At 68.1% G+C, this 23,908-nt stretch carries 25 protein-coding genes; 17 read left to right on the top strand and 8 right to left on the bottom strand.

Going from position 1 to position 23,908, the window contains the following annotated elements; all coding sequences use genetic code 11:
• Window position 1: 1 nt before the first annotated feature.
• From sphst_RS16870 to sphst_RS16895, 6 genes are all read left to right on the top strand, one after another.
• Window positions 2-1,555, top strand: coding sequence for a tryptophan halogenase family protein (locus sphst_RS16870; RefSeq protein ID WP_107045861.1), 1,554 nt, complete (start codon window positions 2-4; stop codon window positions 1,553-1,555).
• The gene (locus sphst_RS16875; protein ID WP_031395381.1) at window positions 1,555-2,271 is read left to right on the top strand and encodes a SapC family protein; all 717 of its coding nucleotides are present in this window, start codon (window positions 1,555-1,557) and stop codon (window positions 2,269-2,271) included. The genes sphst_RS16870 and sphst_RS16875 overlap by 1 nt, the downstream gene beginning before the upstream one ends.
• Window positions 2,264-3,298 carry a cupin-like domain-containing protein gene (locus tag sphst_RS16880; protein WP_031395382.1) on the top strand — a complete coding sequence of 345 codons (1,035 nt, stop codon included), beginning with the start codon at window positions 2,264-2,266 and terminating at the stop codon, window positions 3,296-3,298. The genes sphst_RS16875 and sphst_RS16880 overlap by 8 nt, the downstream gene beginning before the upstream one ends.
• A complete protein-coding gene (locus sphst_RS16885) occupies window positions 3,295-4,812 on the top strand; it encodes a tryptophan halogenase family protein (RefSeq protein WP_031395383.1) in 1,518 nt (505 codons plus the stop codon). The genes sphst_RS16880 and sphst_RS16885 overlap by 4 nt, the downstream gene beginning before the upstream one ends.
• Window positions 4,805-5,863 carry a LacI family DNA-binding transcriptional regulator gene (locus sphst_RS16890; RefSeq protein ID WP_234387722.1) on the top strand — a complete coding sequence of 353 codons (1,059 nt, stop codon included), beginning with the start codon at window positions 4,805-4,807 and terminating at the stop codon, window positions 5,861-5,863. Before sphst_RS16885 ends, sphst_RS16890 begins: the two co-directional genes overlap by 8 nt.
• A gap of 154 nt (window positions 5,864-6,017) precedes the next feature.
• Window positions 6,018-7,112, top strand: coding sequence for a metallophosphoesterase (locus sphst_RS16895; protein ID WP_082446979.1), 1,095 nt, complete (start codon window positions 6,018-6,020; stop codon window positions 7,110-7,112).
• On the opposite strand, the gene sphst_RS16900 is transcribed toward sphst_RS16895, so the two are convergent.
• Window positions 7,075-8,346 (bottom strand): NAD(P)/FAD-dependent oxidoreductase, encoded by a 1,272-nt coding sequence (locus sphst_RS16900; RefSeq protein WP_107045862.1) that lies wholly within the window; start codon window positions 8,344-8,346, stop codon window positions 7,075-7,077. The genes sphst_RS16895 and sphst_RS16900 overlap by 38 nt on opposite strands.
• 196 nt (window positions 8,347-8,542) lie before the next feature.
• Here sphst_RS16900 and sphst_RS16905 point away from each other — a divergent pair, with 196 nt between their 5' ends.
• The 6 genes from sphst_RS16905 to sphst_RS16930 all read left to right on the top strand — a co-directional run bounded on the left by sphst_RS16905 (window position 8,543) and on the right by sphst_RS16930 (window position 13,254).
• Window positions 8,543-9,103 (top strand): gluconokinase, encoded by a 561-nt coding sequence (locus sphst_RS16905; RefSeq protein WP_234387723.1) that lies wholly within the window; start codon window positions 8,543-8,545, stop codon window positions 9,101-9,103.
• An 84-nt stretch (window positions 9,104-9,187) separates the two neighbouring features.
• A complete protein-coding gene (locus sphst_RS16910) occupies window positions 9,188-10,297 on the top strand; it encodes a Gfo/Idh/MocA family protein (RefSeq protein WP_234387724.1) in 1,110 nt (369 codons plus the stop codon).
• Window positions 10,297-10,773 carry a cupin gene (locus sphst_RS16915; protein WP_031393952.1) on the top strand — a complete coding sequence of 159 codons (477 nt, stop codon included), beginning with the start codon at window positions 10,297-10,299 and terminating at the stop codon, window positions 10,771-10,773. Before sphst_RS16910 ends, sphst_RS16915 begins: the two co-directional genes overlap by 1 nt.
• A gap of 326 nt (window positions 10,774-11,099) precedes the next feature.
• Window positions 11,100-11,615 carry a MucR family transcriptional regulator gene (locus tag sphst_RS16920; RefSeq protein WP_031393951.1) on the top strand — a complete coding sequence of 172 codons (516 nt, stop codon included), beginning with the start codon at window positions 11,100-11,102 and terminating at the stop codon, window positions 11,613-11,615.
• Window positions 11,616-11,743: 128 nt separating this feature from the next.
• Complete coding sequence (locus sphst_RS16925; RefSeq protein ID WP_031393950.1) at window positions 11,744-12,523, top strand: NUDIX hydrolase; 780 nt, start codon at window positions 11,744-11,746, stop codon at window positions 12,521-12,523.
• Window positions 12,523-13,254, top strand: a complete 732-nt coding sequence (locus tag sphst_RS16930; protein ID WP_031393949.1) for an extensin-like domain-containing protein — start codon at window positions 12,523-12,525, stop codon at window positions 13,252-13,254. The genes sphst_RS16925 and sphst_RS16930 overlap by 1 nt, the downstream gene beginning before the upstream one ends.
• A gap of 4 nt (window positions 13,255-13,258) precedes the next feature.
• On the opposite strand, the gene sphst_RS16935 is transcribed toward sphst_RS16930, so the two are convergent.
• The 4 genes from sphst_RS16935 to sphst_RS16950 form a co-directional block, all read right to left on the bottom strand.
• Entirely contained in the window at window positions 13,259-13,801 is a 543-nt protein-coding gene (locus tag sphst_RS16935; protein ID WP_031393948.1) for a hypothetical protein, read from the bottom strand.
• A 265-nt stretch (window positions 13,802-14,066) separates the two neighbouring features.
• Window positions 14,067-14,375: a hypothetical protein gene (locus sphst_RS16940; protein WP_031393947.1), complete on the bottom strand. Its 309-nt coding sequence runs from the start codon at window positions 14,373-14,375 to the stop codon at window positions 14,067-14,069.
• Window positions 14,376-14,468: 93 nt separating this feature from the next.
• Window positions 14,469-15,260, bottom strand: coding sequence for a transglutaminase-like domain-containing protein (locus tag sphst_RS16945; RefSeq protein ID WP_031393946.1), 792 nt, complete (start codon window positions 15,258-15,260; stop codon window positions 14,469-14,471).
• An 82-nt stretch (window positions 15,261-15,342) separates the two neighbouring features.
• Window positions 15,343-16,092 carry a Bax inhibitor-1/YccA family protein gene (locus tag sphst_RS16950; RefSeq protein ID WP_031393945.1) on the bottom strand — a complete coding sequence of 250 codons (750 nt, stop codon included), beginning with the start codon at window positions 16,090-16,092 and terminating at the stop codon, window positions 15,343-15,345.
• 119 nt (window positions 16,093-16,211) lie between these two features.
• On the opposite strand from sphst_RS16950, the gene thpR reads away from it, so the two are divergent.
• Together thpR and sphst_RS16960 are read left to right on the top strand one after the other, a co-directional pair.
• On the top strand, window positions 16,212-16,814 hold the full coding sequence (gene thpR, locus sphst_RS16955; protein ID WP_051916345.1) for an RNA 2',3'-cyclic phosphodiesterase: 603 nt from the start codon (window positions 16,212-16,214) through the stop codon (window positions 16,812-16,814).
• 12 nt (window positions 16,815-16,826) lie between these two features.
• On the top strand, window positions 16,827-17,363 hold the full coding sequence (locus sphst_RS16960) for a superoxide dismutase family protein (RefSeq protein WP_056407880.1): 537 nt from the start codon (window positions 16,827-16,829) through the stop codon (window positions 17,361-17,363).
• A 42-nt stretch (window positions 17,364-17,405) separates the two neighbouring features.
• Here sphst_RS16960 and sphst_RS16965 read toward each other — a convergent pair whose 3' ends face one another.
• From sphst_RS16965 to sphst_RS16975, 3 genes are all read right to left on the bottom strand, one after another.
• Window positions 17,406-19,004: a spinster family MFS transporter gene (locus sphst_RS16965; RefSeq protein WP_056407876.1), complete on the bottom strand. Its 1,599-nt coding sequence runs from the start codon at window positions 19,002-19,004 to the stop codon at window positions 17,406-17,408.
• Window positions 19,005-19,085: 81 nt separating this feature from the next.
• The gene (locus sphst_RS16970) at window positions 19,086-19,949 is read right to left on the bottom strand and encodes a hypothetical protein (protein WP_159043693.1); all 864 of its coding nucleotides are present in this window, start codon (window positions 19,947-19,949) and stop codon (window positions 19,086-19,088) included.
• Window positions 19,950-19,960: 11 nt separating this feature from the next.
• A complete protein-coding gene (locus tag sphst_RS16975) occupies window positions 19,961-21,157 on the bottom strand; it encodes a TIGR04063 family PEP-CTERM/XrtA system glycosyltransferase (protein WP_056407874.1) in 1,197 nt (398 codons plus the stop codon).
• Between the two features lie 18 nt (window positions 21,158-21,175).
• Here sphst_RS16975 and sphst_RS16980 point away from each other — a divergent pair, with 18 nt between their 5' ends.
• The 3 genes from sphst_RS16980 to sphst_RS16990 are packed head-to-tail and all read left to right on the top strand — an operon-like array spanning window position 21,176 to window position 23,899.
• Entirely contained in the window at window positions 21,176-21,451 is a 276-nt protein-coding gene (locus sphst_RS16980; RefSeq protein ID WP_159043694.1) for a hypothetical protein, read from the top strand.
• Window positions 21,444-22,787: a putative O-glycosylation ligase, exosortase A system-associated gene (locus sphst_RS16985; protein ID WP_031394330.1), complete on the top strand. Its 1,344-nt coding sequence runs from the start codon at window positions 21,444-21,446 to the stop codon at window positions 22,785-22,787. Before sphst_RS16980 ends, sphst_RS16985 begins: the two co-directional genes overlap by 8 nt.
• Window positions 22,784-23,899, top strand: a complete 1,116-nt coding sequence (locus sphst_RS16990) for an acyltransferase family protein (RefSeq protein ID WP_031394329.1) — start codon at window positions 22,784-22,786, stop codon at window positions 23,897-23,899. Before sphst_RS16985 ends, sphst_RS16990 begins: the two co-directional genes overlap by 4 nt.
• Window positions 23,900-23,908 lie beyond the last annotated feature (9 nt).

The raw sequence follows: 23,908 nt of genomic DNA on the forward strand, positions 1-23,908 counted from the left end.
CATGGATCGCGCGATCACCTCGATCGTGATCGTCGGCGGTGGCACCGCCGGATGGCTCGCCGCGTGCCTCATCGCCGCCCGTGCGGACCGCGATGCGGAGCATCCGCTTCAGGTTACCCTGATCGAATCGCCCGACGTCGCGACGATCGGCGTGGGCGAAGGCACATGGCCGACGATGCGCCGTACGCTCGAACGGATCGGCATCTCGGAAACCGAATTCCTCCTCGCCTGCGATGCCGCGTTCAAACAGGGATCGCGGTTCGACGGCTGGCGCACCGGCGCGCCCGACGACCGCTATCTCCACCCCTTCACGACCCCCGCCGAAGCAGCCCCCCGCGATCTCGCCTCGGCCTGGTCCGACAGCGGTCTGGCCTTTGCCGAAGCACTCTGCGCGCAACATGCCGTCTGCAGCCAGGACCTTGCCCCACGTCAGCGCGCGATGCCCGATTTTGCGGGCACGCTGAACTATGCCTATCATCTCGATGCCGGCAAGTTCGCCGCCCTGCTCGGCCGCCACGCGACCGAACGGCTCGGGGTGCGCCACCTGCGCGACCATGTCGTCGGCGTCGATGGCGCGGCCGATCGCGACATCACCGCGGTCCGCACGCGCGCATCGGGCCGGATCGAGGGCGACCTGTTCCTCGACTCCACGGGTCACGCCGCATTGCTGATCGGCGAGCATTACGGCGTCGGCACAATCGACCGCGGACGCGAACTCTTCAATGACCGCGCGCTCGCGGTTCAGCTGCCGGTCGCCGCCGACAGCGTGATCGCGTCGCAGACCAATGCCACCGCGCACGCCGCGGGCTGGATCTGGGATATCGGCCTGCCCGCGCGACGCGGCATCGGCTGCGTCTATTCGTCCGCGCATCTCGACGACGACGCGGCGGCCGACACGCTCACCCGCTATCTGCGCGCGACCGCCCCCGACGCACCGCTGCCCGACTTTCGCCCGCTGCGGTTCCAGTCGCGCCACCGCGACCGTTTCTGGCATCGCAACTGCCTCGCCATCGGTCTGTCCGCGGGGTTCCTCGAACCGCTCGAGGCATCCGCAATCGTGCTCGTCGAGCTGTCGGTCGACGCGCTGCTCGACAATTTCCCGGCCACCCGCCGCACGATGGATCTCCACGCCGCGCGCTTCAACACGCTGTTCCGCTATCGCTGGGACCGGATCGTCGAGTTCCTCAAGCTGCATTATGTCCTCAGCCAGCGCGACGAGCCCTATTGGCGCGACCACCGCGATCCCGGCTCGATCCCGCCGCGTCTCGCCGACCTGCTCCAGCTATGGGCGGACCAGCCCCCGTCGCACGCCGATTTCCCGATGGTCGACGAGATCTTTCCCGCGGCGAGCTATCAATACGTGCTCTACGGCATGGGCTTTTCCGCGCCGCGCCGCACGCCAGTCCGGACGGGCGCGCGCGGGGCCGCCGACATGCTGGTGCAGCAGGTCGACCGGCACGGTCGCATGCTCGCCGCCGCCCTGCCGACCAATCGCGCCTATCTCGATGCCCTGCGGCATGCGATGACAAGCGCTACCATGGAAACGAGAGCCTGATGCCCGACCACGCGATCCTGACGCCCGAAGAGCACCGCGACCTGCGGATCCGCACCGACCGGTCGGATGCGCTGGGCGACGCCGTGATGGCGTGCATCACCGTCCCCAGCGAATTCCGTCGCGTCCAGACCCATTATCCGATCCTCTTCCAGCGCAACCAGACCCGCGACGGCTTCACCGCGCTGGCGATGTTCGGCTTCGAGGCGGGCGAGAATCTGTTTCTCGAGGACGGGCGCTGGGATGCCCGCTATCGCCCGCTCGCGATCGACAGCCAGCCCTTCCTCGTCGGTCGTGGGCCGGAGGGCTCGTCGCTGCGCCAGGTGCATATCGACATGGCGAGCCCGCGGATCGGCGCCGGCGAAGGCATGCGCGTGTTCGACGATACCGGTCGCCCGACGCCGTTTCTCGAACGCATCGCCGATCAATTGCGCGCGCTTGACGAGGATTATGTCGCCGCGACCGCGTTCTTCGCCGCGCTCCAGCGTCACGACCTGCTCGAACCGCTGACGCTCGACGTCACGCTCGAGGATGGCTCGAAGAACCGCCTGGTCGGCTATCACGTCATCGACGAGGATCGCCTGGAAGCGCTCGACCCCGCATCCGTCGCCGAGCTCCACGCCGAAGGCCATTTGCTGCCGATCTTCATGGCGCTCGCCTCGCTCGGCCAGATCGGGGATCTCGTCGCGCGCAAGAACCGACGGCTCGCGCATGGCTGACGCCGGCACCGCGGGGATCTTCGCCGCCCTGCCGCGGATCCGCGAAGTCGACATCAGCGGGCCGGCGGCGCTCGACACGCTGCTGCGCGAAGCGACGACGCCGTTCATCGTCCGCGGCCTCGTCGCCGACTGGCCGATGGTCGAGGCCGGTCGCCAGTCGGGACGTGCGGCGCGCGACTATATCGAACGCCATGCCCGGCCCACGCCCTTTGCCGTCTCGGTCGGCGCGTCGCAGAGCGGTGGCCGGCTGTTCTACGGCGACATGCAGGGCATGAACTTCCAGATGATGCGCGCGCCGCTGCCCGAGATCTTCGCGCGGATGACCGAGAATGAGGGGGTCGACGGCGCACCGTCCATCTATCTCGCCTCGATCGATATGCAGAATTTCTTCACCGGACTGCACGAAGCCAATCACGTCGATCTCGGCGACCGCACGCCGCTCGCGAGCATCTGGATGGGGACGCCGACCCGGATCGCTGCGCATAACGACGCGCCCGACAATCTTGCCTGCGTCGCGGTCGGTCGTCGCCGCTTCACGCTGTTTCCGCGCGACCAGTTCCGCAATCTCTATCTCGGGCCGGTCGACAATACCCCCGCGGGCCGCGCGGTAAGCATGGTCGACTTCCACGACCCCGACTTCGCCGCCTATCCCGGCTTTCGCGATGCCTTGGCGCAGGCGCAGGTCGCCGAGCTCGATGCCGGCGACGCGCTCTACATTCCGGCGCTGTGGTGGCACCATGTCGAGGGGCTTTCGGACTTCAACGTGCTCGTCAATTACTGGTGGCGCGACACGCCGCGCTGGCTCGGCCAGCCGCAGGATGCGCTCAACCACGCATTGCTCGCGATCCGCGACCTGCCCGAGGACGAGAAACGGCACTGGCGCGCCATGTTCGATCATTATGTCTTCTCGGACGACCCCGCGGTCGCGGCGCATATCCCCGAGCCCGAACGCGGCGTCCTCGCCCCGCTCACCCCCGACAGCGCAGGCAAACTGCGCGCCTTCCTCCTGCGAGCACTCAGCCGATGACCACGCCCCCGATCCACCGCGTCGTCATCGCCGGCGGCGGCACCGCCGGCTGGATGGCCGCCGCCGCGATCGCGCGGACGATGGGCCGCACGGTCGCGGTGACGCTGGTCGAATCCGAGGCGATCGGCACCGTCGGGGTCGGGGAATCGACGATCCCGCCGATCGTGACGTTCAACCGCCTGCTCGGGATCAACGAAGCCGAGTTCATGCGAGAGACGCAGGCGACGTTCAAGCTCGGCATCCTGTTCGACAACTGGAAGGATCGCGGCGACACCTATTTCCATTCGTTCGGCACGACCGGCAAGGATCACTGGTCCGCGGGCTTCCAGCATTTCTGGCTGCACGGGCTGACCCGCGGCCATCATCAGCCGTTCGACGATTACTGCCTCGAACTGCGCGCCGCACTCCAAGGCAAGTTCGCGCATCTCCCCGATGGCCGGATGAACTATGCCTATCAGCTCGACTCCGGTCTCTACGCCCGGTTCCTGCGCAAGATGGCGGAGGCCGACGGCACGACCCGGGTCGAAGGCCGGATCGCGCATGTCGAGCTGAACGGCGAAAGCGGCGACATCGCCGCGCTGACGCTCGACTCCGGCGCTCGGATCGAGGGCGACCTGTTCCTCGACTGCACCGGCTTTCGCGCACTGCTGATCGAACAGGCGCTGCATGCCGGGTTTGACGACTGGACGCATTTCCTGCCGTGCGATTCCGCGATCGCGGTCCAGACCGAAAGCGTCCGGCCCGCCCTGCCCTATACCCGCGCGATCGCACACGATGCCGGATGGCAGTGGCGCATCCCGCTCCAGCACCGCACCGGCAACGGCATCGTCTATTGCAGCCGCTATCTCGATCACGACGCCGCACTCGAGCGCCTGCTCGGCACCGTCGAGGGGCCGACATTGACCGAGCCGAACAAGATCCGCTTCGTCACCGGCGCGCGACGCCAGCAATGGCATCGCAACTGTGTCGCGATCGGCCTGTCCGGTGGGTTCATGGAGCCGCTCGAATCGACGAGCATCCATCTGATCCAGCGCGCCATCCTCCGTCTGCTGCGGATGTTTCCGTCGGCCGGAATCAGCCCGCGCGACGTCGCCGAATTCAACGAGCAGCAGCATACCGACATGCTGCAGATCCGCGATTTCCTGATCCTCCACTACAAGGCGACCGACCGCCGCGACAGCGCCTTCTGGCGGCAATGCGCGTCGATGCCGGTGCCCGACTCGCTCGCGCACAAGATCGCGCTGTTTCGCGAAACCGGCCGCGTCTTCCGCAAGAATGACGAGCTGTTCGCCGAAAACAGCTGGGTCCAGGTGATGCTCGGCCAGGGCATCGTGCCGGAGAGCTATCACCCGATCGCGACCAAGATGCGCGACGACGAACTCGTCCGGCTGCTCGGCGGACTGCGCGACACGACCAACGCGACCGTCGACGCGCTGCCCGACCATGCCGCCTATGTCGCGCATTATTGCAGCACAGCGCCGTCTGCCTCGGCGGGATCCCCGCATCTTGGCTAGGCGCCGTCAGGCCGTGACGATCAAGCATGTTGCAGCGGACGCCGGCGTCTCGCTGCAGACGGTCAGTCGCGTCGTCAACAAGGAGACCGGCGTCCGCCCGCAAATGGCCGAGCGCGTGCAGGCGTCGATCGACCGGCTCGGCTATGTTCCCTCGATCGCCGCGCAGCGGATGGGCGGTTCGCGCTCCTATCTGATCCTCGCGCTCAACGACCGCGAACGCACGATCGCCGACTGGCGCGCGCGGCAGGGGACCGACTGGGTCGACCAGATGCTGCTCGGCGGGATGCTCACCTGCGCCGAACATGGCTATCGCCTGATCGTCGAGCTGGTCGATACGCATAGCGACCATATCGAACGTGAGCTGCTGGGCGCGATCGCCGCGCTGCAGCCCGACGGGGTGATCCTCACCCCGCCGCATTCGGGCAATCCGCTGATCATCGACCTGCTCGAGGCGCAAGACATCCGGTTCGTGCGGATCGGCTCGATCAGCGAAGGGCCCGGCGTGCGCCTTATGATGGACGATGCGCGCGCGGCGCGGATCGCGACCGAGCATCTCGTCGCGCTCGGCCACCGGCGGATCGGCTTCATCGCCGGGCCTGCCGAGTATGAACTCAGCGGCTGGCGCGTCGATGGCTGGCGCGCGGCGATGGCGGATGCGGGGCTGGCCTGTACCGACCTGCTCGCATCGGGGGATTTCAGCCATGCTTCGGGCCGGGCCGCCGCCCGTACGTTGTTCGCGCTGCCCGAGCCGCCGACCGCGATCATCGGCAGCAATGACCAGATGACGCTCGCGACGCTCGAACTCGCGCGCGAAACCGGGCGGCGCGTGCCCGAGGATCTGTCGCTGATCAGCTTCGACGACACGCCGATCATCCGCCTCGCCCATCCGCCGTTGACCGCGATCGTCCAGCCGATCGCCGAGGCGTCGGCGCGCGCGGTCAGCCTCATCATCGCAGGTCTGGCGGGCGATCCTCCGCCGGACGCACCGATCACCGTCGCGGCGGAACTGACGGTGCGCCGTTCGACCGCGCGCCCACCCGCGAGCGGCTGACCGGTCTGCCCGCGCCAACGGGTCCGGCGGGCCTTGCGACGCACGGCCAACTCCCCCACAGGCGGCGCGGGGACGAACGGAGACCGTCATTTTCAATCTCATTTTCGCGACGCCCTGCCTGGTCGTCCTTGCCCGCTGGCTCTGGCCGCTGTCGATGTCGCTCTGGCTCAAGGCCGGCGTGGCGCTGCTCCTGCTGGTCGCCTCGCAGTTCCATTTCTGGAACCGGCTGTCCTCGGGATCGGTCTTCGCACCCGAATTTCCGCGCAGCGTCGTCATCCTGTTCAACTGGGCGTTCGCGGCGATCGTGCTGCTCGCGATGCTCCAGCTGCTGCTCGACATCGGCACGCTCGCGACCGCGATCCTGCGTCGCAGCACCACCGCCGCGCCCGACGGGCTGCGTTATGCGATCGCGGGGCTCGCGGCGCTGATCTCCGCGATCGGCGTCTCGAACGCGCTGCGCGTGCCGCCGGTCAAGGACGTCGCGGTCACGATCACCGGACTCCCGCCGCGGTTCGAGGGGTATCGCATCCTCCAGCTCACCGATCTGCACATCAGCCGGCTGTTCCCCGCGCGCTGGGCCGAGGCAGTGGTCACCCGCGCCAATGCGGCGGGCACGGACCTGATCGTCGTCACCGGCGACTTCATCGACGGATCGGTTGCGATGCGCCGCGCCGACGTCGCCCCGCTGCGCGCGCTCCGCGCGCCCGACGGCGTCTATGCGATCCCGGGCAATCACGAATATTTCTTCGATTACGCCGCCTGGATGCGGCATCTCGACGGGCTCGGCTTCCGGATGCTCCCCAACAGCCATGCCGTGCTGTCCCGCGGCGACGCGCAGCTGGTGCTCGCAGGGCTCACCGATCTCTCCGCCCCCTCGGTCGGCCAGCCCGGTCCCGATCTCGACGGCGCGTTGCGCGGCGCGCCCGCGGGTGCGCCGGTAGTGCTGCTCGATCACCAGCCGCGCAATGCGCGCAACGCCGCAGCGCACGGCGTCGCGCTCCAGCTGTCCGGGCATACGCATGGCGGCGTCGCGCCCGGCTTCGACCGTCTGTTCGCGCGCGCCAATGGCGGGTTCGTGTCCGGCCGCTACGACGTCGCTGGGATGACGCTCTATGTCGGCAACGGCACCGGGCTGTGGCCGGGCTTCGCGGTCCGGCTCGGCCGCCCGTCCGAAATGACGCGCTTCACGCTGCACGCCGCCGGGCCGGACCTCAATCCACGGGCACCAGCGTCTTCAGATCGACCGTAATGTCGGCCAGCAGCGCCGGCTCGACCCGCGCCGACGCGACGACCAGCGCGCGCCCCTGCACATAATCCCGCGTCTTGTTGACGCAGTCGAGCGCGACCACGCGGCCCGCCTTCAGATACACCACCGAGAAGCTGCGCGTCGCCGGGTCGCCGCGCAGCAGCGCGAGATCATGCCCCGTCGACAGCCCGACGCTCTGCAGCTTCAGGTCATACTGGTTCGACCAGAACCACGGCACCGGGCTATAAGCCTCCTCGACACCGGTAAGCGCCTTGGCGACGATCGCCGCCTGGTCGTTCGCATTCTGCACCGACTCCACACGGATCACGTCCCCGCCGGCAAAGCGACTGGCGTGCGCCGCGCAATCCCCGACCGCAAAGACATCGGCCAGGTTCGTGCGACACTGCGCGTCGACCATCACCCCGTTACCGCCCGCCGAACCGGCGCCTGCGGCGATAAGCGGCGCGACCGCGGGCACGATGCCGATCCCGACGATGACCATCTCGCACGGCAGCACCGTATCGTCGGCGAGCCGCACGCCCGACGCGGCCCCGTCGACGCCCTCGATTGCCGCCACCGTCACACCGGTCCGCAGATCGACGCCGTGCGCGCGGTGTTCGGCCTCGTAGAATCGCGACAGCGCCGCCCCCGCCACCCGCGCGAGCACCCGGTCCTGCGCCTCGAGCACCGTCACCTGCTTGCCGAGCCTGGTCAGCACCGCCGCCGCCTCCAGCCCGATATAGCCGCCGCCGACGACCACGACCCGCGTGACGCCCGGCAGTTCGGCGATCATCCGGTCGACGTCGTCGCGGGTGCGCACCGCGTGGACCCCGGCAAGATCATGCCCGTCGCACCCCAGCCGCCGCGGCGATCCCCCCGCGGCCCAGACCAACGTGCCATAGTGCAGGCTCGTCTTGTCGGCGCTCTCGGTCGCCTGCGCGTCGACATGGCTGACGCAGTGCGCGGCCGCGTCGACCCGGGTCACGCGACGGCCGGGGATCAGCGTGATTCCGCGCTCCCCCCAGAAGCTGGCCGGGCGCAACAGGATGCGATCGAACGCCTTTTCGCCGGCCAGATAGTCCTTCGACAGTGGCGGCCGCTCATAGGGGGGCGACGTCTCGTCACCGATCAGCCCGATCGTCCCCGCATAGCCGCGTTGCCGCAGCGCGATCGCGACCTGCGCACCGGCATGGCCGGCCCCGACGATCAGGACGTCATGATGATTGCGAGCGGACATGCATCGACCTCTGTGAATGGACGGTCTCGATGCCCGTCCCGGCGCCGGTCGACAAGGGCGCGACGATGGTCGTAATGGCCAATCGTCGCGATCGACCGGATAGAGGCCTGGAACCAGGCGCCGCCGGACGCGCTCAACCCGCGAGTCAGGAACTGTGCAAACCACCCCCTCCCCCCAGGCCCGCTCCGGCAACGGCATGCCCCACGCGGTCCCGCGCGGTTGCGCGATCATCGTCATGGGCGTCAGCGGCAGCGGCAAGTCGACGCTCGGCCAGCGTCTCGCCGATCAGACCGGCCACCGCTTCCTCGAGGGCGATGGCTTCCACAGCGCGGAGGCGGTCGCCAAGATGCGTGCCGGCCATCCGCTCGACGACGCCGACCGCTGGCCCTGGCTCGACCGGGTCGGTCACGCGATCGGCGATGCGGTCGCAGCCGACGGTTTTGCGGTCGCCGCCTGCTCCGCGCTCAAGCGGGTCTATCGTGAGCGGCTTGTCGCTGCCGCGGGCGTCCCGCTGCTGTTCGTCCTGCTCGACACGGATCCGGCGGAACTCGCGCGACGGCTATGCGCGCGCGCGGGGCATTACATGCCGGCCAGCCTGCTCGACAGCCAGCGCGCGACGCTCGAGCGCCCGGGGCCCGACGAAGCCGCGATCACGCTCGATGCGCAGGCCACGCCCGACACGCTGGTACGCGACGTCTGGGCCTGGATCGATGACCGCGCCAGCGCGGATGGCGCTAACGGCACGGATCGGCGATAAGATCGACCAAGGTCGTAATGGCCACGCGGCAACTGGTGGCCGAACAGGGTGACCGACAGCGCTTGCAGGATGGGGAATCTGATCGTGACGATAGGACGACGCGAATTTGTCATCGGCGCAACCGCGCTGGCCGCAGTGCCCGCAATCACGCAGGCGGCCACCCCGACGCGCAAGCTCGGCTATGCGATCGTCGGGCTTGGCTATTACGGGCTCGACGTCATCATCCCCGAATTCGCCAAATGCGCGCACAGCCGGCTCGCCGCGGTGGTCAGCGGTGACCCCGCCAAGGCGCGCCGCGTCGCGGCCGCGCACGGCCTGCCCGACCGGTCGGTCTACAGCTATGCGACCTTCGACCGGATCCGCGACAATCCCGATATCGATATCGTCTATATCTGCCTGCCCAACGCGATGCATGCCGAGTACACGATCCGCGCCGCGCGCGCCGGCAAGCATGTTCTGTGCGAAAAGCCGATGGCGGTCTCGGTCGCCGAATGCGAGGCGATGATCGCGGCCTGCAAGGCGGCGGATCGCAAGCTGATGATCGGCTATCGCTGCCATTTCGAGCCCTGCAATGTCGAGGCGATGCGGCTCGCGCGCGCGGGGACGATGGGCAGGACGCGTTACGTCCGGTCCGAACACGGCTTCGTCCAGCGCGATCCGTCGAAGTGGCGGCTGAACAAGGCGCTGGCGGGCGGCGGCTCGCTGATGGACATGGGCATCTACAGCCTCCAGGCGGCGCGCTACATGACCGGCGAGGAGCCCGTCGCGGTGACCGCGCGCGAGTCCACCGATCGCACCGATCCGCGGTTTCGCGAGGTCGAGGACATGATCGACTGGACGCTCGAATTCCCGTCCGGCGCGATCGCCAGCTGCCAGTCGATGTACAGCGCGAACCAGAACCACATCCTTTTTATGGGCGAACGCGGGCGGATCGAGCTTGAACCCGCGACCCGCTATGCCGACAACCGGATGTGGACGGGTGCGGACGGGCGCGAGCGCGATGTCACGCCAGCAGCATCCGGCCGAACCCAGTTCGCCGGCCAGCTCGATCATCTCGTCACCTGCATCCGCACCGGCCGCGAACCGATCGTCTCGGGCGCGGAGGGCCTGCGCGACCTGCGTATCGTCGAGGCGATCTATCGCTCGGCGCGCGAAGGGCGGACGATCCGGCTGGCATCGGGCACCAAGGCGTGATGCGCGTGCTGCTCGCGCTGGCGACGGTCGCGGTCGCGCCGGCGCAGGAAGCGGCGCGCGATTTCGCCGCAGCGACCGATATCCCCCGCGCGGTCGCGGCGCTCGAAGCGACGATGAAACCGGGTCAGGGCTTTGCGATGCAGACGCTCGTCAGCGGCGGCGGCAGCGTCGTCGCGCTCGAATATTGGAAAGCCGAAGGCCGTCCTGCGGTGCATCCCGACGAGAATGAATATGCGACCGTCGTCGCGGGATCGGGGACGTTGCTTTCGGGTGGACGCTTGGTCGATCCGCATGTCGTCAATCCCGGCCTCACCGACGGTGCGCGGATCGAGGGCGGCACGACCCGCGCGCCCCGCCCCGGCGACGTCCTGCTCATCCCCGCCGGCGTTCCGCACGGCTTCGGTGTCGGCGCGAACGGGCTGGTCCTGCTCGGTACCAAGATCACGCCGCGCCGACCGGCTGCCCCTGCGCGATAAGATGCGTCTGCCAATCGCGACGTCCCAATCGGGCGTCTCGATCCGCACCCTGATCTGCCGGATCTGTTGACCGCGCCGGATGTCGGACCCGCTGCGAGCGCACGCATGCTACAACCGCGAATGCGCGTATTTGTGAGGATCTATAGGGTTGGTCTGGCGCGCGTATAAACTCAGCAAATCGCAAGATCAGCGCCCGGATTCGACGTCGCGAACAGAATTCCCGGTCAATTGAGCGCTTTAATAATATTTGCGGGTGTCATTTTCTGCCAATAGCGCGTAGTCGCGCGAATGGAGGGGGAAAATTTTTCAACAATCAAGGATCCCGTGTGACCGAAACCATCAATACCGTCGAACTGGCGGCAGAACTGACGGCAGCCTGGCTGGCGAACCCCAACACCCGCACCGCTGCCGAAGACGTTCCTGCGTTTCTCCTGTCGATGCACACCGCCGTGACCAAGCTCACGACCGGCGCAGAGATGACGGGCGATACCGCCGAGGCGACGACCTATGAGCCCGCCGTGACGGCGCGCAAGTCGCTTGCATCGCCTGACCATATCGTCTCGATGATCGACGGCAAGAAGTACAAGACGCTGCGTCGCCATTTGACGACGCATGGCATGACGCCGGAGCAGTATCGCGAACGTTTCAATCTGAAGGCCGACTATCCGATGGTCGCTGCGACCTATTCGGAAGCACGCCGTGCGATGGCGAAGTCGATCGGCCTCGGCCGCAAGGCGGGCTCGAAGGTCGAAGCCGCTGCGGAAGACGCAGGCAAGACTTCGCGCAAGACCGGCAAGGCCGCGCTCGATGCCGCCAAGCGTACGCTCGGCAGCGACGATTGATGCGCCACGGGGAGGGCTGATCGCCCTCCCCGACCGTTAAAGGCATTCTGAGCGCTCTGCCGGTCGCGCTCTGAATCACGCTATAATGCCGTCTGGCCCGATCCGGGTTTCGCGCGTTACACAGATCGATGACCGAACCGATCTCCCCCGCCATTCCGGCTGCCACGTTGGTGATCTTTCGCGATCGCCCGTCGCTCGCCCCCGAACTGCTGATGGTCGAGCGCGCGGGATCGATGGCGTTTGCCAGCGGTGCACTCGTCTTCCCCGGTGGCCGGGTCGACCCGGCCGACCGCACGCTCGCAGAGCAGCACGTCCAGCAGCCCGCTGATCAGACCGCGATCGAAGAGGTCGCCGCCCGCATCGCCGCAATCCGCGAGACGATCGAGGAGGTCGGGCTCGCCATCGGTCTTCATCCCGCACCGTCCGCCGATACGCTCGCGACACTTCGCGCGGCGTTGCATGCCGGACGGGAACTGGGGCCGATGCTCGACGCGCTAGGGCTCCGCTGTGATCCGCACATGCTCACCTATTTTGCGCGGTGGCGTCCGGCGCATCATCTGACCCGCATCTTCGACACGCGCTTCTATCTCGCGCGCTTGCCCGTCGACGCCGCGCCCGCCCGCGTCGACGAAACGGAGAATGTCCGCCTGCTCTGGGCAACCGCTGCAGAGATCCTCGCGCATGCCGATGCCGGCCGCGCACAGGTGATCTTCCCCACCCGCCGCAACCTCGAACGCCTCGCGCTGTTCGCGGGCTTCGACGACGCGGTCGACGACACACGACGCAGACCGATCCGCACCGTGACGCCGTGGATCGAGCCGCGCGACGGGATCGACCATTTCTGCATCCCCGACGATCTCGGCTATCCGGTGACCAGCGAGCCCATCACGCGTGTGGCGCACGGCTGATGCGTGCGGTGCGACGGACGCTGGGCTGGGCCGTCGCGCTGGCGGTGATCGCGGGCCTCGGCCTGATACTCTGGTCGACGCTGCGCGGTCGGCCGCAGGATCTGCCCTGGACCCCGCTCGACCTCGGCCAGCCGATCGGGCTGATGACCGGGCGCAAGCTCAACGCGCTGACACAGTCCTATCCCGCCTGTAAGGCTGCGCTCGAGCGTGCCGGTGTCCGCTACACCGCGCTGCCGCCTCGCAGCGGTGAAGGCCAGTGCGGCTATAGCGACGGCGTCCGGTTCACATCCGGCGGCGCACGGCGGATCGACTTCGCGCCCGCGGGTCTGGGCGTCGCCTGTCCGGTCGCCGCGGCGCTCGCCATATGGGAATGGAACGTCGTCCAGCCCGCGGCCGAGCGGCATTTCGGCACGAAGGTCACGAGCATCGACCATTTCGGCAGCTATAGCTGTCGCCGCATCTACGGCCGCGACGCCGGCACGTGGAGCGAGCATTCGACCGCCGACGCGGTCGACATTGCCGGCTTTCGGCTGGGCAATGGCACGCGGATCACCGTGGCCCGCGACTGGCAAGGCGATACCGCCAAGGCCGCCTTCCTCCGAGAGGTGCGAGACGGCGCCTGCCAGTTGTTCGCGACGACGCTCTCGCCCGATTACAACGCCGCGCATGCCGACCACTTCCATCTCGATCAGGCGGATCGCGGCGCGATGGGCTGGCGCGCCTGCCGCTGAGCCGTCAGGTCGCAAGCGACGTCCCGCTGTCGACCTTCTCCACCCAATAGGGAAAGAAGACCGGCTCGCGGCTTGACCAGCCAGACGCGGTCGCCGCGGCTTCGCTGATCGACTGGAGCAGCTTGCGGCGCAGTTCGGGATGGAGATGCGGCAGTGCCGCCGCCGCGCAGAAGGCCGACGGCAGCCAGGGTCGGACATCCGCGCCGGCAAGCCGCTCGTACAGGAACCGGAAGGCGGAAAAGCTCGTCAGCCGCCCCTGCCCCAGATCGAACGCGGCCAGCGTCACCAGTTTTCCCAGAAACCGGTCCGCCCCGCCAAGTCCCGCATCCTCGGGCAGAAGCTCGCGAACATCGTCGAGACCACGATAGAGCTGCGCCTGTGCGCGAATGCTGGCTTCCTCGACAACGTCGCGCGACCAGCGCGTCATCGCATCCTCCCGGTCGAGGCCGACATCGAGCGAACGCCGGATATAACGCTGCGTCGCGCTGGAAAAGCCGGCGAATTCCTTCATCTCGGCGAGCGTCGTGATGCCCTTTGCCGGTTTCATCCGTGAAGCCATATCGTCACCCCGCCTTGCTGCAAGTAACAGGCGTTCCCATGCATTTGGGGCAGAGGAGGGTCCCTAACGCATCGTCACGTCACGGTGTATAAGCGACCATGAAATCTGTTGCGCTGCAACACGCAATGCGACCAGTCGAGGCCAGGCATCAAACTTTTCGCCGGTGGCGGTATTTACGCAACATTCGAACTTGGAACGTTGGAGCGCCGCCCGCGCCCGGCATCGGCCGGGCGCGAGCAGACCCCAGGATAGATCAGCCGTTCTTTTCGGCCAGCTTTCGTTCTGCTTCCGCATCATAGCCCGACGACGGCGCCGGCCCCTGATTGTGCACCGGCTGGGTCGATGCGGGCGGATCGCTCGCATCCATCGACTCGTCGAGCGCATTGTCGAGACGCGCATCGTTGCTCGACGGGTTCTTCTGCAGCCGCTTGCCGATCGACTTGTCCTGACCGGCCTCCTGGCGCGGGTCGCGGCCGTCAGTCCGGCCGTTGGCAGCATCGCCATCCTGCCCATCCGGTGCCACCGACAAGCTGTCGAGCGCGCGTTTGTCGATATCGGTCATGTCGAGACTCCTGTGAAAATCGTTACGGACGCAAACGGTTCAGCACGCCCGGTGTTCCTGCTCCTGCGACGAGCGACTCGCGCCACAGCCCGGTCACGCAGTTTCGTCGTCGAGCGCGCGGACCCGGACGGTCTGCGTCCACAGCGTCGCCTGCCCGAACACCGTCATGAACGCGATGTCAGTCGCGTCGCGCCCGATGCAGACCCGCGCGATATCGCCGCACGATGCCATCCCCGTCGGATCGACCAGCCGCCACGCGCCGTCGAGCCAGAGCTCGGCCACCGCGTGGAAGTCGGGCGGATCCACCCCCGGTGCATAGGCAGACACGCAGCGCGCCGGAATTCCCCCCGCGCGGGCGAGCGCGACCAGCAGATGCGCATAGTCGCGGCACACGCCCGACCGCGACGCGAAGGTATCGAGTGCGGTCGTTTCCCCCGAACTCGATCCCATCCGGTAATCGAGCGCGTTGCCGACCCACGCACTCAGCGCGGCCGCCAGCGCGCCGCCGTCGAGCCCGGGAAACTCGCGCGCGACGAACCCCTCGAACCGGTCCGACTGGCAATAGCGGCTGGGCATCAGATAGGCGGTGACGTCGCCGGGCAGCAGCCGGGGCGGCGTCGTGCCGTAAGCGCCGAGCGCGACGACCGGGCGTTCGACCTTCACCACCGCGCGGTACGCCGCGGTCAGCCGGCCATGTCCCCGCGCCCAGCAGCGCTGGCCGATGCCGTCCTCGCCCGGGACCGCGCGGATCGGGCTGTCCGACCAGATCGTCAGCGATTGTTCCTCGATCCGCTGGTCGGGCATCGCCGCCGCCTCGATCTGCAGCAACACGTCGGCGTCGCCGGCAATTCCATAATCCAGATGAACGTCGATCGAGAGACGCATTGTGGTCTTAAATCCTGGCCAGGATGCAAAAACGGCCCGGCAGTTTCCCGCCGGACCGTTACTGAGAGAAGGTGCAAAGCGCTTAGTTGCGGCTGCTGCCGAACAGGCGAAGCACGAACATGAACATATTGATGAAGTCGAGATACAGGCTCAGTGCTGACATGATCACGACCTTGCCGACCATGTCCGTACCCGCGACCTGCATGTACAGGCTCTTGGTACGCTGCGTGTCATAGGCCGTCAGACCTGCGAACAGCAGTACGCCGACGCCGCTGATGACCAGCTGCATGACACCCGACTGGAGGAAGATGTTGATGATGCTCGCCACCAGCAGACCGACCACGCCGATGATCAGGAACGTCCCGAACGCCGACAGATCGCGCTTCGTGGTGTTACCGTACAGGCTCAGACCGGCGAAGCCGGCAGCCGTCGCGAAGAACGCGCTGGCGATCGACGTGCCGCTATAGACCAGGAAGATCGTCGACAGCGACAGACCCATTAGGATCGCAAAGCCCCAGAACAGCATCTGCAGCGTCGCGGTGCTCATCCGGTTCTGGCCGAAGCTCATGCCGAACACGATCGCGAGCGGCGCGAACATGATGACGTATTTCAGCGGACCGCCGCCCATGAACACCTGTGCGGCAGGCGACGATGCACCGCCCCAGGCGAACAGCAGCGCGACGATGCCGGTCAGCAGCACGCCCGAGCCCATATAGTTATACACCGACAGCATGTACGAACGGAGACCCGCGTCATACGCTGCCGAACCGGTGGTGGTGGCCGTCGCTCCGAACGGCGCGGCACGAGGCCGGGGATCAGACCAATTAGCCATTGAAATTACAACTCCTCTATCCGGCCACATGCCGGTTGCGTGCAACATCGGTGCTGGGAGGACGATTTTCAAGCGGAGACGTTCCCAATTCGGGGTGATCGGCGCTATGATTCCTGCCGATGTTACGCCTGTTTCTCGCGCTCCGCCCGCCCCTCCCCATCCGCGAGATGCTGTTCGACCTGATGGACGGGATCGGCGGTGCGCGCTGGCAGGATGACGAGCAGCTCCACGTCACGATCCGCTTCCTTGGCGAGGTCGATCCGCGTCTGGCCGACGACATCGTGACCGAGATCGACCGGCTCCGCCTGTCGCTGACGCCGGCGGCGCCAACGGTGGCGTTGCACGCGGTCGGTCAGTTCGAAAGCCGCGGGCGTACCGACACGCTCTGGGCGGGCGTCACCCCGCACGCCGCGCTCACCGCATTGCACCGCAAGGTCGACCAGGCGGTGGTCCGCGCCGGGCTTCCCCCCGACCGCCGCGCCTATCTGCCGCACGTCACGCTCGCGCGGCTGCCGCGGTCGCTCGGCACGTCGCCGGAGATCGACGGCTGGATCGCCCGCCATGCCGGGCTCGCCAGCGCGCCGTTTGCGATGACCCATCTGACGCTGTACCAGAGCCACCTCGGCCGCGACGGTGCCTGGTACGAACCGCTGCTGCGCTGGCCGCTCGCACCCGACGCCGGAACCGCCGGCGACTTTGGCGGGTTCGCGTCGGATCAATAGGGAGAGACGGACATGCGGATTGCAACATTTGCGCTGGTCGGTGCAGCGGCGCTAGGGCTGGCGGCCTGCGATCAGAAGGGGCTCGAGACCGGCACGCCGGTCGCAGGGGGGCAGAGCGCGCGCGCGATGCTGATGAACGCCGCCGGGGTCGATGTCGGCCGCGCGACCGCGACCGACGTCGCCGGCGGACTGCGCTTCACCGTCGATGTCAAGGCGCTGCCGCCGGGCACGCACGGCGTCCACATCCACACGACCGGCCGCTGCGACGCGCCCGACTTCACGACCGCGGGCGGCCACTGGAACCCGACGTCGATGAAGCACGGGTCGATGAACCCGCAGGGGCCGCATGAGGGCGATCTGCCCAACCTGATCACCGGCACCGACGGCCGCGGCACGGTCGGCGTCACGATCCCGGGCGCGACGATGGCCGGGCTGCTCGATGCCGATGGTTCGGCCTTCGTGGTCCATGCCGGTCCCGACGATCTGATGACCGACCCCGCCGGCAACAGCGGCGGCCGCATCGCCTGCGGCGTGTTCCAGCCGAACTGAACCACTTAGCCTAGCCATGACATCCTCAACGAGGGGCCATGGCTAGGCGACCTCCCCCGCCGCCCGGGCCCGCGCCTCGCGCGACGCCTCGGCGGCCGGGACCAGCCGGTACGCCGCCGCCGCCGTGGCCAGCGTGATCGGCACGCTGACCAGCAGCGACAGCATCCCGACCGACAGGCTCCCGCTCAGCGTCGACACGCGACCCGCCAGATACGGGCCTAGCGCTAGCCCGATCAGCGTCGTGCCGATGAAGAAGGTCGCGGTCGCCGTTCCCCGCATCCGCGGCAGCACCAGATCCTGCGTCGTCGCCGCCGCGGCACCGAGCGCACAGCTCGCGGTAATCTGCGCGAGAAAGATCCCGGCATAGAAGGGCAGCGGCGCCGATGCGGTGAAGGCGAGGCACAAAAACGGCACCGGCACCACCGCGCCGAAGATCACGACCAAGAGCCGCCCCGCCGGGTTGGTCCGCCGCAACCGGTCGGAGACGACCCCACCCATCGTCAGCCCGAGAAACCCCGCAAGCGCGCCCAGCCCGCCGAGCAGGAACCCCGCGCTCGACGGCGTCGCGCCGAGCACGCGCAGCGCATAGGGTGCCGCCCAGAAGCTCGCCGCATAGCTCAGGAACGCGTTCAGGCCATAGGCGACGACCGTGCACAGGAACGCCGGCGTACCGATGATCAGCGCGAAGGTCGGCGGATCGCGACGGCGCAGCGCACAGGCCCAGGAGAATACGGCATAGACGCCGGTCCCGATCGCCACCCATTGCGGCCAGGGCTCGCCCGCTGCCACCAGCCCGACCACCGCCAGCGTGACGATCACCAGCCCGGCGAGGTTGACGACGAACGCCCCGACCCCGCCCATCGCCGCACCGATCAGCGTCAGCGGCGGCACGATCGTCAGCAGTTCGCCGGCAAAGGCCCGAAACGGTGCGGGGTGCGGCGCCGGTTCGGGAAGCCCCTCGACATGCCCGCGGATCGGTTCCCTCAGCGTCGCGATCCAGATCGCGAGCAGCAGACCCGGCACACCGACCGCCATGAACGCTGCCTGCCACCCGACGAGGCCGAACGGCCCGCCCCCCGGATAGGCCCGGTTCCAGCCCTGTACGATCGCCCCGCCGATGAACAGCGAGCAGCCGCCACCAACGTACAGCCCAGCCGAATAGATCGACAGCGCGGTCGCGCGCAGCCTTTTGGGGAAATAATCGGATATCAGCGAATAGGCCGACGGGCTGGCGGTCGCCTCGCCGATACCGACGCCGATCCGCGCCGCCGCGAGATGCCCACCGGTCCGCGACAGGCCGGACACCGCCGTCATCACCGACCAGAGCGTCAGGCCGATCGTCATCAGCCGGACGCGGTGCCAATTGTCCGCAAGCCGCCCGAGCGGAATCCCGAACAGCGCATAGAAGACCCCGAACGCGGTCCCGTAGAGAAACCCGAGATCCTGGTCCTTCAGCCCCAGATCGCGCTTTATGTCCTCGGCTAGGATCGAGATGATCTGCCGGTCGACGAAGTTGAGCACATAGACCAGGAACAGGATCGACAGCACATACCAGCCATAGCGGTTCGCCCCCGCCTGCCCGTCCGGCCCCGCCGGCGCCGCCACATCTTCGAACTTCGATTGATCCGCGACCTGCGCCATGACCCCTCCGACCGTCGTTTTCGAGCAATCGGTATCAGAGGTTTCTTCGTATCGACAGCGGTTTCACGCGGTCGCGGTATGTCAGCCCGATGTCGCCTGACGCCGCCGGGTCGCGCCCTGCTCCAGCCGCCGCAACAGCGACTCGATCGAAGGCGGTGACGGCGATGCAGCCGGCGCCGGCGTATCGACGAGACGCGGCTCATGGCGCGCCGCGCCGTTGACGGCGCCGGCTGACGGTGGCGCCGATGATGGCGCCGACCAAGCCACCGAAACCCGCGGCGCGACCGGCTCGCTGACCATGATCGGGACCGTCGCGGCCTCCACCGGCTCGTCGATCGCGACGGATGCGTCGGCTAATGCTTCGACCCGCTCCTCGTCTTCTACCGAAGTGGCTGGCGCGACCGGCGCCGCCTCGGCCTGCACCAGCGGCGTGACCGGCCGGATCGGCGCCATCGGCACCGGCAGGATCGCATGCGGGTCGAACGCCGCGAGCGGCTGGTCGAGGTCCGCCGGGATCGACCGCTCGAGCGTGACCGGGTTCGCCGCGGTCACCTCCATCATCGGCGTGCCGAGATCGGCGGCAGTCATCGGCCGGCGTGGCGGCGCGTCGGGATGCGCATCGGCCCGGCGGACGACCGGCACCCCGTCGTCGCGGCGACGCGGCGGACGGACCAGCAAGCCCCCCGGCCCCACCAGCAAGAACAGCGCCGACCAGGTCACCGCCGCGCCGATGACCGCGGTGGCGAGCGCGAGGACGACGCGCGCGGTCATCCCCAGCGGCGGCTGTGCGGCGGGGATCAGCGCGGCGACGCCGGTCCGCCAGACCAGCTCCTCGAGCATCGTCCCCGGCATCGCGACGAAGCCAATGATCGCGGCGACCGCGACGAGCAGTGCTGCGGCAACGGGAAGGTGGCGGATCGGGGACTGTCGATGGAATTCGGTCATGCCATGGTCCGTCATTCGGCCTGTATCAGCCGATGGTAAAGCGGTTCGTAACGCAAAATGTTTGACGACCAGTTACGGTCGCGCTCGACGAACGCCCGCGCGCGCTGACGGCGCGACGGCCAGTCCGCGCGATCGTCGAACATCCCCGCCAGTGCCGCCGCGATCGCTGGCGGATCGTCGGGTGGGAACAGCGTGCCCGTATCCCCGTCGCGAATCAACTCGCGGTGTCCGCCCACGTCCGACGCGGCCACCATCCGCCCCTGCGCCATCGCCTCGAGCGGCTTGAGCGGCGTCACCAGATCGGTCAGCCGCATCCGCTTGCGCGGATAGGCGAGGATGTCGATCAGCCCGTAATAGCGCTCGACCTCCGCATGCGGCACCCGGCCGACGAAATGGATCGCCCCCGCGACCGGCGAGGCCGCGGCCTGCGCCGCCAGCGCATCCGCCATCGGCCCGCCCCCGACCAGCAACAGCCGCGCGTCCGGCCGTGCGGCGACCAGCGCGGGCATCGCCGCGATCAGGTCGTCCAGCCCCTCATAATCATAGAAGCTGCCGATGAAGCCGACCACGTCCCTGCCGTCGAGCCCCAGCGTCGCCGCCAGCGCGTCATCGCGCGGCGGCACCGCCCCGAACAGCGTCAGATCGACGCCGTTGGGCGACACCATGATCTTGCCCCCGTCGACCCCCCGCGCGATCAGGTCGTCGCGCAGCCCTTCGCAGATCACCGCGACGCCGTCCGCACGGCCGACCGCCCAGGTCTCGAGCGCGCGCGTCGTCCGATAGGCGAGCGATCCCTCGGTCCCGGTGCCGTTGCCGACCGCGGCATCCTCCCAGAACGCCCGGATCTCGTAGACCAGCGGCAGTTTGCGCCGCCGCGCGACGATCAGCCCCGCCAACGCATCGAGCACCGGCGAATGCGCGTGCAGGATATCGGGGCGAAAGGCATCGACCGCCGCCTCGATCCGCCGGGCAAAGGCGCGGATCCCGGCAATTTCGCCCAGCGGCCCCGACCGGCGCGTCGCCGGCGTCCGGTGGAAGGTCAGCCCGTCGACCGACTCCACCGCGGCGGCGGCCGGACCATGACGCTGCCCAGTCACCGCCGCGACCGTCCAGCCGCGCGCCTCCTGCGCCTTGAGGATCGCCCGCGTGCGAAAGGTATAGCCGCTCTGCAGGGGCAGGCCGTGGTCGAGGATATGAAGAATGCGCATCGTGAGTAGCGTGTTGCCATGACAGCGCTTAACGGCGCGTCAACCGCCATGGCCTATGCCGCGGCGACGGACACAGGCGGCAACGGGACCGCGCAGACACGGAAAGGCCGGCCGATGATCGACAATTTCGCGCTGGGCCTGACGCACGGCCTTATGATGATCGCTGCGATCCTGCTGCTCCGCCGCCCCGATCTCGATTCCGAGCCGGAAGCCGGCAACGATCGCGAGGGTGACGGCACGCCTGCCGGTAACCGCCCGGCGGCACGCGGTACCGGACGCCGCCCGCGTGCGTGATCTCGCCTTCATCGCCTTTCTGGCTGCGATCTTCGCGCTCGGGTTCCGGCGTCCGTTCCTGCTCGTCCTCGCCTATGTCTATATCGACATCGTCTCGCCGCAGCGGCTGACCTATCTGCTGCTCAACACCGTACCCATCTCGCTGATCGCGGTCGCGCTGGCGGTCGGCGGCTGGCTGATCGCCGACGACAAGCGCGACACGCGGGTCGCGCCGCGCCAGCTGCTGATCGTCGTGCTGCTGCTCTATTGCTGGGCGACCACGCTCGCCGCCGACTTCCCGATCGAGGCGAAGGACAAATGGGACTGGGTCTGGAAGGCGCTCGCCTTCGCCGCCTTCCTGCCGCTGACGCTGCGCACCCGGCTCCGGATCGAGGCGCTGCTGCTGTTCATGATCCTGTCGGCGGCCTCGATCATCATCGTCGGCGGGATCAAGACGATCGCCAGCGGCGGCGGCGGCTATGGTCAGCTGAACCTGATGGTCGACAATAATTCGGGGCTCTACGAAGGCAGCACGATCAGCGCGGTCGCGGTCGCGATCATCCCGATCATTATCTGGTTCATGCGCTACGGGACGATCTTCAAACCCGACTGGCGCGTCCGCGGCTTCTGCGTCGCGCTCGTCTTCGCCTGCCTGCTGATCCCGGTCGGCACCTCGACGCGCACCGGTCTGCTCTGCATCGCGTTGCTCGCGGTCCTGTCGCTCCGCGTCGTCAAGCGCAAGGCGCTGTATCTGGCGGGGCTCGGCGCACTCGGGCTGATCGCGATCCCCTTCCTGCCCTCGACCTTCACCGACCGCATGAACACGATCAAGACCTACCAGGCCGACGAATCCGCCTCGACCCGGATCGCGGTGTGGCAGTGGACGATCGACTATGCGAAATCGCATCCGTTCGGCGGCGGGTTCGAGGCCTATCGCGGCAACCGCATCCGCTACGACCTCGCCGGGACCGGTGCCGCGACACCCGGCCGTGTCGAGGAAGACAAGGCGCGCGCCTATCACAGCGCCTATTTCGAGATGCTCGGCGAACAGGGCTATTTGGGGCTAGCGCTGTGGCTGGTCCTCAATCTCGGCGGCCTCGTCCGGATGGAGATATTGCGCTGCCGCTACCGCGATCCGGAGGGACAGTTTGCCTGGGCCGGCCCGCTCGCCGCCGCATTGCAGAGCGGCCATCTCGTCTATCTGCTCGGCGCGGCGTTCATCGCGATCGCGTTCCAGCCGTTCATCTACATGCTGATCGGCGCGCAGATCGGGCTCGACACCTATCTCGGGCGCAAGCGCCGCGAGGCGAGCTTCCGGCCGATGCGTCGTCCAGCCTCCCGCCCCCTGCCGGCATGAGCGAACTGAGGGCGCTGACCGGCGCGCGCGGCGTCGCCGCCTGGTTCGTCGTGCTGTTCCATCTCCGCGCCGCGCTCGGCGTGTCCGACGGCGTGGAGCGCGTTCTCGCCAAGGGCTATCTCGCGGTCGATTTCTTCTTCCTGCTCTCGGGCTTCGTGATCTGGCTGAGCTATGCCGACCGGATCACCGTGCAGCGCTGGCGCGCCATCCCCGGCTTCCTGCGCCGCCGGGTCGCGCGGATCTGGCCGCTCCACCTCGTCATGCTCGGTTTCGCGCTGCTCATCGTCGCTGCGCTCGCGCTGACCGGACGACCGCCCGACCCGCGCTTCCCGCTCGACCGCTTGCCGGTGCATATCCTCCTGCTCCAGAACTGGCCGATGACGCGCGACTGGTTCGGCATCACCGCGCTAGACTGGAACGATCCCGCCTGGTCGATCTCGAGCGAGATGTTCGCCTATCTCGCCTTCCCGCTGCTCCCGCTCGTCATCGACTGGCGCCGCGTCCCGACACCCGGCCTGATCGCGGCGATCGCCGTCGCGCTGGGCCTGCTCGCTTACGTGATGCGATCGAACGGCATGGCGACGCTCGGCCAGGCGATCCCCTGGTTCGGCGTCCTGCGCTGCGTCACCGAGTTCGCAGCAGGCACCGCGGTCGCAGCCCTGTGGCTCCGCCACCGCGAGCAGCCACGGCGTGCACTCGTCGCGGCGCTGTGCGTCAGCAGCCTGGGCTTTGCGAGCTTCGCAACCGGCCTCGTCAACGAGATCGTCGCGATACCCGCCGCACTCGCGGCACTGCTGCTCGCCATCGCACTGACCTCAAACCGCCCCGGCAACCCGCTCGCCTCCTGGCCACTCCACCAGCTCGGCGAAATCAGCTTTTCGACCTATCTCAGCCATTCATTGCTCTGGACCGCGTTCAAGATGGCGTTCGTCGCCAGCGCGGTCGCGGTCCCGCCGCTCCTGATCGGCGCGCTTCTCATCGCGATCCTGCTAGCCTCCCTCGTCCTGTACCACGGCGTCGAGCGGCCCGCGCAGGCCTGGATCAACCGCTTGGACAAACACCAAAAAGGGGCCAGCAAACACGCTGACCCCCGGGTATCTCGTCGCCTCTGACCGCCGGCC

Origin of the sequence: Sphingomonas sp. STIS6.2 (genome assembly GCF_000732685.2) — a bacterium.
In the GTDB taxonomy this organism is placed as follows: domain Bacteria; phylum Pseudomonadota; class Alphaproteobacteria; order Sphingomonadales; family Sphingomonadaceae; genus Sphingomonas; species Sphingomonas aerolata.